This window comes from Streptomyces endophytica (genome assembly GCF_026153355.1).
Classification (GTDB): Bacteria; Actinomycetota; Actinomycetes; order Streptomycetales; family Streptomycetaceae; genus Streptomyces; species Streptomyces endophytica.
Map to the genome: position 1 here is coordinate 2,482,573 of NZ_CP110636.1, position 11,744 is coordinate 2,494,316.

Genomic DNA, 11,744 nt, shown 5'->3' on the forward strand with positions numbered 1-11,744 from the left:
ACGACCCTGAGAGGGATTGACGCATAGTGCTCGACGTCAACTTCTTCGACGAGCTGCGGATCGGCCTCGCCACCGCTGACGACATCCGTCAGTGGTCCCACGGTGAGGTCAAGAAGCCGGAGACCATCAACTACCGCACCCTCAAGCCCGAAAAGGACGGACTCTTCTGCGAGAAGATCTTCGGCCCCACCCGGGACTGGGAGTGCTACTGCGGTAAGTACAAGCGCGTCCGCTTCAAGGGCATCATCTGCGAGCGGTGCGGCGTCGAGGTCACTCGCGCCAAGGTGCGCCGTGAGCGGATGGGCCACATCGAGCTGGCCGCTCCCGTCACCCACATCTGGTACTTCAAGGGCGTCCCGAGCCGGCTGGGCTACCTGCTGGACCTCGCCCCCAAGGACCTCGAGAAGGTCATCTACTTCGCCGCGTACATGATCACGTTCGTGGACGAGGAGCGCCGCACCCGCGACCTGCCCTCGCTGGAGGCCCACGTCTCCGTCGAGCGCCAGCAGATCGAGCAGCGCCGCGACTCCGACCTGGAGGCCCGCGCCAAGAAGCTCGAGACCGACCTGGCCGAGCTGGAGGCCGAGGGCGCCAAGGCCGACGTGCGCCGCAAGGTGCGCGAGGGTGCCGAGCGTGAGATGAAGCAGCTGCGCGACCGTGCGCAGCGCGAGATCGACCGCCTCGACGAGGTCTGGAACCGCTTCAAGAACCTCAAGGTCCAGGACCTGGAGGGCGACGAGCTGCTCTACCGCGAGCTGCGTGACCGCTTCGGCACGTACTTCGACGGTTCGATGGGTGCCGCGGCGCTGCAGAAGCGCCTGGAGACCTTCGACCTGGAGGAGGAGGCCGAGCGCCTCCGCGAGATCATCCGGACCGGCAAGGGCCAGAAGAAGACCCGTGCGCTCAAGCGCCTGAAGGTCGTCTCCGCCTTCCTGCAGACCCGCAACAGCCCCAAGGGCATGGTGCTGGACTGCATCCCGGTGATCCCGCCGGACCTGCGTCCGATGGTGCAGCTGGACGGTGGCCGCTTCGCGACCTCCGACCTGAACGACCTGTACCGCCGCGTGATCAACCGCAACAACCGCCTGAAGCGGCTTCTCGACCTCGGCGCGCCCGAGATCATCGTGAACAACGAGAAGCGCATGCTCCAGGAGGCCGTCGACGCGCTCTTCGACAACGGCCGTCGTGGTCGCCCGGTCACGGGCCCCGGCAACCGTCCGCTGAAGTCGCTGTCCGACATGCTCAAGGGCAAGCAGGGCCGCTTCCGTCAGAACCTGCTCGGTAAGCGAGTCGACTACTCGGCGCGTTCCGTCATCGTCGTCGGCCCGCAGCTGAAGCTGCACCAGTGCGGTCTGCCCAAGGCCATGGCGCTGGAGCTCTTCAAGCCGTTCGTGATGAAGCGCCTGGTGGACCTGAACCACGCGCAGAACATCAAGTCGGCCAAGCGCATGGTCGAGCGCGGCCGCACCGTCGTGTACGACGTCCTCGAAGAGGTCATCGCCGAGCACCCGGTGCTGCTGAACCGTGCGCCCACCCTGCACCGCCTCGGCATCCAGGCCTTCGAGCCGCAGCTGGTCGAGGGCAAGGCCATTCAGATCCACCCGCTCGTCTGCACCGCGTTCAACGCGGACTTCGACGGTGACCAGATGGCCGTCCACCTCCCGCTGTCCGCGGAGGCGCAGGCCGAGGCCCGCATCCTGATGCTGTCCTCGAACAACATCCTCAAGCCGGCCGACGGCCGTCCGGTCACCATGCCGACCCAGGACATGGTGCTCGGCCTCTTCTTCCTCACCACGGATGAAGAGGAGCGCGAGGTCAAGGGCGAGGGCCGGGCCTTCGGTTCGGTCGCCGAGGCGATCATGGCCTTCGACGCCCGTGAGCTCTCGCTGCAGGCGAAGGTCGACATCCGCTTCCCGATCGGTACGGTTCCGCCCCGCGGCTGGACCCCGCCGGTTCCGGAGGAGGGCGAGCCCGAGTGGCAGCAGGGTGACAGCTTCCGGCTGCGGACGACCCTGGGCCGTGCGCTCTTCAACGAGCTGCTGCCCGAGGACTACCCGTTCGTCGACTACTCGGTGGGCAAGAAGCAGCTCTCCGCGATCGTCAACGACCTGGCCGAGCGCTACCCCAAGGTCATCGTGGCGGCGACGCTCGACAACCTGAAGGCGGCCGGCTTCCACTGGGCGACCCGTTCCGGCGTCACCGTCGCCGTTTCGGACATCGTCGTGCCGGAGGCCAAGAAGGCCATCGTCGCGGGCTACGAGGCCCAGGACGAGAAGGTCCAGAAGCAGTACGAGCGCGGTCTGATCACCAAGGACGAGCGCACTCAGGAACTGATCAACATCTGGACCAAGGCGACCAACGAGGTCGCCGAGGCGATGAACGAGAACTTCCCCAAGACGAACCCCATCTTCATGATGGTTGACTCGGGTGCCCGAGGAAACATGATGCAGATGCGGCAGATCGCCGGTATGCGTGGTCTGGTGTCGAACGCGAAGAACGAGACCATCCCGCGTCCGATCAAGGCGTCGTTCCGCGAGGGTCTGTCCGTGCTGGAGTACTTCATCTCCACGCACGGTGCCCGTAAGGGTCTGGCGGACACCGCCCTTCGTACCGCCGACTCCGGTTACCTCACCCGTCGTCTGGTCGACGTCTCCCAGGACGTCATCATTCGCGAGGAGGACTGCGGCACCGAGCGCGGCCTCAAGCTGCGGATCGCCTCGAAGGACGCCGCCGGTGTCCTGCGCAAGGCGGACGACGTCGAGTCCAGCGTCTACGCCCGCATGCTGGCCGAGGACGTCGTCGTCGACGGCAAGGTCGTCGCGCCGGCGAACGTCGACCTCGGTGACGTGCTCATCGACGCGCTGGTCAACGCCGGCGTCGAGGAGGTCAAGACCCGCTCGGTCCTGACCTGTGAGTCCGCGGTCGGCACCTGTGCCTTCTGCTACGGCCGTTCGCTGGCCACCGGCAAGCTGGTCGACATCGGTGAGGCGGTCGGCATCATCGCCGCCCAGTCCATCGGTGAGCCCGGCACCCAGCTGACGATGCGTACCTTCCACACCGGTGGTGTGGCCGGTGACGACATCACCCTGGGTCTGCCGCGTGTCGTCGAGCTCTTCGAGGCCCGTACGCCCAAGGGTGTCGCCCCGATCTCCGAGGCGGCCGGCCGCGTCCGGATCGAGGAGACCGAGAAGACCAAGAAGGTCATCGTCACGCCGGACGACGGCAGCGACGAGACGGCCTACGGCGTCTCCAAGCGCGCCCGTCTGCTGGTGGGCGAGGGCGACCACGTCCAGGTCGGCCAGCCGCTGACCGTGGGTGCGATCAACCCGCACGACGTGCTGCGGATCCTCGGCCAGCGCGCCGTCCAGGTCCACCTGGTCGGCGAGGTCCAGAAGGTCTACAACAGCCAGGGCGTGGCGATCCACGACAAGCACATCGAGATCATCATCCGGCAGATGCTGCGCCGCGTGACGATCATCGAGTCCGGCGACGCGGAGCTGCTGCCGGGCGAGCTGGTGGAGCGCACGAAGTTCGAGAGCGAGAACCGTCGCGTCGTGGCGGAAGGCGGCCACCCGGCCTCCGGCCGTCCGCAGCTGATGGGTATCACCAAGGCTTCGCTGGCGACGGAATCCTGGCTGTCGGCCGCCTCCTTCCAGGAGACGACCCGAGTCCTGACGGACGCGGCGATCAACGCCAAGTCCGACAGCCTCATCGGCCTCAAGGAGAACGTCATCATCGGTAAGCTCATCCCGGCCGGTACGGGCCTGTCCCGCTACCGCAACATCCGGGTCGAGCCCACCGAGGAGGCCAAGGCCGCGATGTACTCGGCCGTCGGTTACGACGACATCGACTACTCGCCCTTCGGCACCGGCTCCGGCCAGGCGGTCCCGCTGGAGGACTACGACTACGGCCCGTACAACCAGTAATCCTGGTCCGTACACCGTCCACAGGGCGGCCACCCTCCGGGGTGGCCGCCCTGCGGCATTGGGGGCCGTGCGGGGAACTTGTCCTCCCATCCCTGCGTCTGTGATGAGAAGATGGGGAGAACTGTCGAGCGGGGGGAGGGTCGCGACGTGGCATTCCAGCCGTGGCAGGGTGGACAGCCCGCGCAGCCGTGGAATCAGGTGCCTGCCATGCGTGCCTCGCACGCCGATCGTGAGCGGGCGGTCGATGTGCTCAAGGCGGGGTTCGCCGAGGGGCGGTTGTCGCAGAACGAGTACGAGCAGCGGCTGACCCGCGCCTACCAGGCGCAGACCCACACCGAGCTGCAGATGCTGGTCTCGGACCTGCCGATGGGGCCGGTGCCGCAGGCGCAGTTCGTCCCGCAGCGGCCGGTGCCGGCGACGTTCCTGCCGATGCAGATGCCGCCGCCGGTGACAACGAACAGCTCGGCGACGGGCGCGTTGGTCTGCGGCCTCATGACGCCGGTGACCTGGGGACTGACCGCGATCCCGGCGGTGATCCTGGGCCACAAGGCGCGCGCCGAGATCCGCCGCACCGGAGAGCGCGGGGACGGGCAGGCCCTCACGGGCCTGGTGCTGGGCTGGCTGGCGATCGGGGGCTGGACGCTGATGTTCCTGGTGTGGATCCTGCTCGCGGCGGTCAACCTCTGACCCGTGTTGCGGCGGCGTTGCGCCTTCTTCCGTACGGGCCGCTCGCGCACTACGGTGGCGGCAGCGCCGTGACGAGTCCGGCGTGTCCTTCGCGTGTGCATTTGTTTTGACCGCAGCCAATGCGGTAGGTACGCTCTGACCTTGTGCCTGGGGTGTCCCTGGGCTGCCGTGCGCGCAATCTCCCACGCCACCGGCCGGGAGGCCACCAGCACGGAAGCCGGGTCTCGACACCGCAATCTGCCGCCTTCCCGTTCCAGCGGGAATCGGACTGCAGTATTCGACACACCCGACCGCGTGGGTCGGGAGCGTTCCAGGTTAGCTTTACCGAGACTGGCACACAGAAACCGGAGAAACGGTGCCTACGATCCAGCAGCTGGTCCGCAAGGGCCGGCAGGACAAGGTCGAGAAGAACAAGACGCCCGCACTCGAGGGTTCCCCCCAGCGCCGCGGCGTCTGCACGCGTGTTTTCACCACCACCCCGAAGAAGCCGAACTCGGCCCTGCGTAAGGTCGCGCGTGTGCGTCTGACCAGCGGGATCGAGGTCACCGCTTACATTCCGGGTGAGGGCCACAACCTCCAGGAGCACTCGATCGTGCTCGTGCGTGGCGGCCGTGTGAAGGACCTGCCGGGTGTTCGGTACAAGATCATCCGCGGCTCCCTCGACACGCAGGGCGTCAAGAACCGCAAGCAGGCTCGCAGCCGCTACGGCGCCAAGAAGGAGAAGTAAGAATGCCTCGTAAGGGCCCCGCCCCGAAGCGCCCGGTCATCATCGACCCGGTCTACGGTTCTCCTCTGGTGACCTCCCTCATCAACAAGGTGCTGCTGAACGGAAAGCGCTCCACCGCTGAGCGCATCGTTTACGGCGCCATGGAGGGGCTGCGCGAGAAGACCGGCAACGACCCGGTCATCACCCTCAAGCGCGCGCTCGAGAACATCAAGCCGACCCTCGAGGTCAAGTCCCGCCGCGTCGGTGGCGCGACCTACCAGGTCCCGGTCGAGGTCAAGCCCGGCCGTGCCGCCACCCTCTCGCTCCGCTGGCTCGTGGGCTACTCGCGCGCCCGTCGCGAGAAGACCATGACCGAGCGCCTCATGAACGAACTGCTGGACGCCTCCAACGGCCTCGGCGCTTCGGTCAAGAAGCGTGAGGACACGCACAAGATGGCCGAGTCCAACAAGGCCTTCGCGCACTACCGCTGGTAGTCGCAACCCACATCGAGACCGAGAGAAGATTGAGCCACTATGGCTACCACTTCGCTTGACCTGGCCAAGGTCCGCAACATCGGGATCATGGCCCACATCGACGCGGGCAAGACGACCACCACCGAGCGGATCCTGTTCTACACCGGTGTCTCGTACAAGATCGGTGAGGTCCACGACGGCGCTGCCACGATGGACTGGATGGAGCAGGAGCAGGAGCGCGGCATCACGATCACGTCTGCCGCGACGACCTGCCACTGGCCGCTGGACAACGTCGACAACACCATCAACATCATCGACACCCCGGGCCACGTCGACTTCACCGTCGAGGTGGAGCGCTCGCTGCGCGTGCTCGACGGTGCGGTGACGGTGTTCGACGGTGTTGCCGGTGTGGAGCCCCAGTCCGAGACCGTTTGGCGTCAGGCGGACCGCTACGGCGTGCCGCGCATCTGCTTCGTCAACAAGCTCGACCGTACGGGTGCCGAGTTCCACCGCTGCGTCGACATGATCACGGACCGCCTCGGCGCGACCCCGATCGTGATGCAGCTGCCCATCGGTACCGAGATGGACTTCAAGGGCGTCGTCGACCTCGTCAAGATGAAGGCTCTCGTCTGGTCGGCCGAGGCCGCCAAGGGCGAGATGTACGACACCGTCGACATCCCGGACACGCACATCGAGGCCGCCGACGAATGGCGCGGCAAGCTCCTCGAGGTCGTCGCCGAGAACGACGAAGAGGTCATGGAGCTGTACCTGGAGGGCCAGGAGCCCACCGAGGAGCAGCTCTACGCGGCGATCCGCCGGATCACCATCGCCTCCGGCAAGGCCGAGAACACCACGGTCACCCCGGTGTTCTGCGGTACCGCGTTCAAGAACAAGGGCGTCCAGCCCCTGCTCGACGCGGTCGTGCGCTACCTCCCCTCCCCGCTTGACGTCGAGGCCATCGAGGGCCACGCCGTCAACGACCCGGAGGAGATCGTCAAGCGCAAGCCGTCCGAGGACGAGCCGCTGTCCGCCCTCGCGTTCAAGATTGCGAGCGACCCCCACCTGGGCAAGCTCACCTTCATCCGCGTGTACTCGGGTCGCCTTGAGGCCGGCTCGCAGGTGCAGAACTCGGTGAAGGGCAAGAAGGAGCGCATCGGCAAGATCTACCGGATGCACGCGAACAAGCGTGAGGAGATCGACTCGGTGGGTGCCGGTGACATCGTCGCCGTCATGGGTCTGAAGCAGACCACCACCGGTGAGACCCTCTGTGACTCCGCCAACCAGGTCATCCTGGAGTCGATGGAGTTCCCGGCCCCGGTCATCCAGGTCGCCATCGAGCCCAAGTCCAAGGGCGACCAGGAGAAGCTGGGTGTCGCCATCCAGCGCCTCGCCGAAGAGGACCCCTCGTTCCAGGTGCACACCGACGAGGAGACCGGCCAGACCATCATCGCGGGTATGGGCGAGCTGCACCTCGACGTGCTGGTCGACCGTATGAAGCGTGAGTTCCGGGTCGAGGCCAACGTCGGCAAGCCGCAGGTCGCCTACCGCGAGACCCTGCGCAAGGCGGTCGAGCGCCTGGACTACACGCACAAGAAGCAGACCGGTGGTTCCGGTCAGTTCGCGAAGGTCCAGATCGCTCTGGAGCCCCTCGAGGGCGACGGGTACGAGTTCGAGAACAAGGTCACCGGTGGCCGTATCCCGCGGGAGTACATCCCGTCCGTGGACGCGGGCTGCCAGGAGGCCATGGAGTTCGGTGTTCTCGCCGGCTACCCGCTGACCGGCGTCAAGGTCACGCTGCTCGACGGCGCGTTCCACGAGGTCGACTCGTCCGAGATGGCCTTCAAGATCGCCGGTTCGATGGCCTTCAAGGAGGCCGCCCGCAAGGCCTCCCCGGCCCTGCTCGAGCCGATGATGAAGGTCGAGGTCACCACGCCCGAGGACTACATGGGCGACGTGATCGGCGACATCAACTCCCGCCGTGGTCAGATCCAGTCCATGGAGGACCGCAGCGGCGCCAAGCTCGTCACGGGCCTGGTTCCGCTCTCGGAGATGTTCGGCTACGTCGGAGACCTCCGCAGCAAGACGTCGGGTCGCGCGAGCTACTCGATGCAGTTCGACTCCTACGCCGAGGTTCCCCGGAACGTCGCCGAGGAGATCATCGCGAAGGCCAAGGGCGAGTAACTCCGGTCCCGTAAGAACCGGAGCGCAACACGCTTTAGGCTTGACACCGTCTGAGGGGGGTAATCCCCGCAAACCGTGAGGATTGCCCCCGTCAGCCGGCACCCCAGCAAAGATCACCTGGCGCCGATGAGTAAGGCGTACAGAACCACTCCACAGGAGGACCCCAGTGGCGAAGGCGAAGTTCGAGCGGACTAAGCCGCACGTCAACATCGGCACCATCGGTCACATTGACCACGGTAAGACGACCCTCACGGCCGCCATTACCAAGGTGCTGCACGACGCGTACCCGGACCTGAACGAGGCCTCGGCCTTCGACCAGATCGACAAGGCTCCTGAGGAGCGCCAGCGCGGTATCACCATCTCCATCGCGCACGTCGAGTACCAGACCGAGTCGCGTCACTACGCGCACGTCGACTGCCCCGGTCACGCGGACTACATCAAGAACATGATCACCGGTGCGGCGCAGATGGACGGCGCCATCCTCGTGGTCGCCGCGACCGACGGCCCGATGCCGCAGACCAAGGAGCACGTGCTCCTGGCCCGCCAGGTCGGCGTTCCGTACATCGTTGTCGCCCTGAACAAGGCCGACATGGTCGACGACGAGGAGATCCTGGAGCTCGTCGAGCTCGAGGTCCGTGAGCTCCTCTCCGAGTACGAGTTCCCCGGCGACGACGTTCCCGTCGTCAAGGTCTCGGCGCTCAAGGCGCTCGAGGGCGACAAGGAGTGGGGCAACTCCGTCCTCGAGCTGATGAAGGCCGTCGACGAGTCGATCCCGCAGCCCGAGCGCGACGTCGACAAGCCGTTCCTGATGCCGATCGAGGACGTCTTCACGATCACCGGCCGTGGCACCGTTGTCACCGGTCGTATCGAGCGTGGTGTCCTCAAGGTCAACGAGACCGTCGACATCATCGGCATCAAGACCGAGAAGACCACCACCACGGTCACCGGCATCGAGATGTTCCGCAAGCTGCTCGACGAGGGCCAGGCCGGTGAGAACGTCGGTCTGCTGCTCCGTGGCATCAAGCGCGAGGACGTCGAGCGCGGCCAGGTCATCATCAAGCCGGGCTCGGTCACCCCGCACACCGAGTTCGAGGCGCAGGCCTACATCCTGTCCAAGGACGAGGGTGGCCGCCACACGCCGTTCTTCAACAACTACCGTCCGCAGTTCTACTTCCGTACCACGGACGTGACGGGCGTTGTGACCCTCCCCGAGGGCACCGAGATGGTCATGCCGGGCGACAACACCGAGATGTCGGTCAGCCTGATCCAGCCGGTCGCCATGGAGGAGGGCCTGAAGTTCGCCATCCGTGAGGGTGGCCGGACCGTCGGCGCCGGCCAGGTCACCAAGATCGTCAAGTAAGACGGTCCGCACGACCTGGTAGCTCTCCGGAGCACTCCAAGGAGCCCCGCTCACCGCAAGGTGGGCGGGGCTCCTTGACAGTTGGGGGTCGATTGGCCTTGGGTGCCGGGCGTATGGCACACTGTCCAGGTTGCTCGGTTGAGTGCCGATGCTGCGCGCCTCCCGCCGGGAGGACCGGAAGCGAGTCCCAGGTATTCGTCGTCCCTTTTCAGGGGCGGAAGTACGGGAATCTTCCGGGAAGCGCCAGCGGGGTGCCTCGGCCAGGCGCCCGGTGGGTGTCCTTCCCCCGCCTCCTCCTTCTTGAGGGATCTTCCGTGCGGAGATTTACGAGAAGGGGTGCGACACGCCCGACCGCGTGGGTCGGAGAAGGACGCGAACCTGCCGGGTCCCAGAGCGTTACGAGAGACAGGACTACGAAGTAGCCATGGCGGGACAGAAGATCCGCATCCGGCTCAAGGCCTACGACCACGAGGTCATCGACTCCTCGGCGAAGAAGATCGTCGAGACGGTGACCCGCACTGGTGCGTCGGTCGCGGGCCCGGTGCCGCTGCCCACTGAAAAGAACGTGTACTGCGTCATCAAGTCGCCGCACAAGTACAAGGACTCGCGCGAGCACTTCGAGATGCGCACGCACAAGCGCCTGATCGACATCCTCGACCCGACGCCGAAGACCGTTGACTCCCTGATGCGACTCGACCTCCCGGCCGGTGTCGACATCGAGATCAAGCTCTGAGGGTCGGTGATCTGAGAGATGGCTAAGCAGATCAAGGGCATCCTGGGCGAGAAGCTCGGTATGACGCAGGTGTGGGACGAGAACAACCGTGTTGTTCCGGTCACCGTCGTCAAGGCCGGGCCCTGTGTCGTTACCCAGGTGCGCACCAATGACCAGGACGGTTACGACTCCGTCCAGATCGCCTTCGGCGAGATCGACCCGCGCAAGGTGAACAAGCCCCTCAAGGGCCACTTCGCGAAGGCCGACGTCACCCCCCGCCGTCACCTCGTCGAGGTCCGTACTCCCGACGCCGGTGAGTACACCCTCGGCCAGGAGCTGACCGCTGAGACCTTCGAGTCCGGCGTCAAGGTGGACGTGACCGGCAAGAGCAAGGGCAAGGGCTTCGCCGGTGTCATGAAGCGTCACGGCTTCGGCGGCGGCAAGGCCTCGCACGGTGCCCACCGCGTGCACCGCAAGCCGGGCTCCATCGGTGGCTGCGCCACCCCGGGCCGCGTGTTCAAGGGCATGCGGATGGCCGGCCGTATGGGCAATGAGCGGGTCACCACCCAGAACCTGACCGTCCACGCCGTTGACGCGGAGAAGGGTCTGCTGCTCATCAAGGGCGCAGTTCCTGGTCCGAACGGCGGCCTCGTCCTGGTCCGTACCGCGGCCAAGGGGGCCTGAGGTAACCGATGAGCACCATTGACATCCTTTCGCCTGCTGGCGACAAGGCCGGGTCCGTCGAGCTCCCCGCGGAGATCTTCGACGCCAAGGTCAGCGTTCCGCTGATCCACCAGGTCGTTGTTGCGCAGCTGGCCGCGGCCCGTCAGGGCACGCACAAGACCAAGACTCGCGGCGAGGTCCGCGGCGGTGGCAAGAAGCCGTACCGCCAGAAGGGCACCGGCCGCGCGCGCCAGGGTTCGACCCGTGCGCCGCAGTTCGCCGGCGGTGGCGTCGTCCACGGCCCCGTGCCGCGTGACTACAGCCAGCGGACCCCGAAGAAGATGAAGGCCGCCGCCCTGCGCGGTGCCCTCACCGACCGGGCCCGCAACAGCCGCATCCACGTCGTTTCCGGCGTGGTCGAGGGCGCGGTTTCCACCAAGGCCGCCAAGGCTCTTCTCGGCAAGGTCAGCGAGCGCAAGAACGTGCTCCTGGTCGCCGAGCGCAGCGACGAGGCCGCGTGGCTGTCCGCCCGCAACCTGCCCCAGGTTCACATCCTGGAGCCGGGCCAGCTGAACACGTACGACGTGCTCGTCTCCGACGACGTGGTCTTCACCAAGGCCGCCTTCGAGTCCTTCGTGTCCGGCCCCAAGGCCAACGTTGAGACCGAAGGGAGCGACGCCTGATGACTGAGGCCGTCGTCACCAGCAAGACCTTCACGGACCCGCGTGACATTCTCGTCAAGCCGGTGGTTTCCGAGAAGAGCTACGCGCTGCTGGACGAGAACAAGTACACGTTCGTCGTCGACCCGCGTGCGAACAAGACCCAGATCAAGCAGGCCGTCGAGGCGGTCTTCTCGGTCAAGGTCACCGGGGTCAACACGATCAACCGGCAGGGCAAGCGCAAGCGCACCCGCACCGGTTACGGCAAGCGCGCCAACACCAAGCGCGCCATCGTGACCCTCGCCGAGGGCGACCGTATCGACATCTTCGGCGGCCCGGTCTCCTAACGGAGTCCGAGTCGTCCGGAATCGGACGAG

The 11,744-nt window shown here is 66.2% G+C and carries 10 protein-coding genes; all 10 read left to right on the forward strand.

What is annotated here, in order from left to right:
- Positions 1–26 precede the first annotated feature (26 nt).
- A complete protein-coding gene (locus tag OJ254_RS11205; RefSeq protein WP_265362215.1) occupies positions 27–3,926 on the forward strand; it encodes a DNA-directed RNA polymerase subunit beta' in 3,900 nt (1,299 codons plus the stop codon).
- Between the two features lie 207 nt (positions 3,927–4,133).
- Entirely contained in the window at positions 4,134–4,613 is a 480-nt protein-coding gene (locus OJ254_RS11210) for a DUF1707 and DUF4190 domain-containing protein (protein ID WP_265362216.1), read from the forward strand.
- Positions 4,614–4,968: 355 nt separating this feature from the next.
- The gene (gene rpsL / locus OJ254_RS11215) at positions 4,969–5,340 is read left to right on the forward strand and encodes a 30S ribosomal protein S12 (RefSeq protein ID WP_003948652.1); all 372 of its coding nucleotides are present in this window, start codon (positions 4,969–4,971) and stop codon (positions 5,338–5,340) included.
- Positions 5,341–5,342: 2 nt separating this feature from the next.
- A complete protein-coding gene (gene rpsG, locus OJ254_RS11220; RefSeq protein ID WP_004571813.1) occupies positions 5,343–5,813 on the forward strand; it encodes a 30S ribosomal protein S7 in 471 nt (156 codons plus the stop codon).
- A gap of 39 nt (positions 5,814–5,852) precedes the next feature.
- On the forward strand, positions 5,853–7,973 hold the full coding sequence (gene fusA, locus OJ254_RS11225) for an elongation factor G (RefSeq protein WP_265362221.1): 2,121 nt from the start codon (positions 5,853–5,855) through the stop codon (positions 7,971–7,973).
- Between the two features lie 166 nt (positions 7,974–8,139).
- Positions 8,140–9,333 carry an elongation factor Tu gene (gene tuf / locus OJ254_RS11230; RefSeq protein ID WP_265362222.1) on the forward strand — a complete coding sequence of 398 codons (1,194 nt, stop codon included), beginning with the start codon at positions 8,140–8,142 and terminating at the stop codon, positions 9,331–9,333.
- 424 nt (positions 9,334–9,757) lie between these two features.
- Positions 9,758–10,066, forward strand: a complete 309-nt coding sequence (rpsJ, locus tag OJ254_RS11235; RefSeq protein WP_003948644.1) for a 30S ribosomal protein S10 — start codon at positions 9,758–9,760, stop codon at positions 10,064–10,066.
- Between the two features lie 18 nt (positions 10,067–10,084).
- The gene (rplC, locus tag OJ254_RS11240; protein WP_030413011.1) at positions 10,085–10,729 is read left to right on the forward strand and encodes a 50S ribosomal protein L3; all 645 of its coding nucleotides are present in this window, start codon (positions 10,085–10,087) and stop codon (positions 10,727–10,729) included.
- A gap of 8 nt (positions 10,730–10,737) precedes the next feature.
- A complete protein-coding gene (gene rplD / locus OJ254_RS11245; RefSeq protein WP_265362223.1) occupies positions 10,738–11,391 on the forward strand; it encodes a 50S ribosomal protein L4 in 654 nt (217 codons plus the stop codon).
- Positions 11,391–11,714, forward strand: a complete 324-nt coding sequence (gene rplW / locus OJ254_RS11250) for a 50S ribosomal protein L23 (RefSeq protein ID WP_030413013.1) — start codon at positions 11,391–11,393, stop codon at positions 11,712–11,714. The genes rplD and rplW overlap by 1 nt, the downstream gene beginning before the upstream one ends.
- Positions 11,715–11,744: the final 30 nt, after the last annotated feature.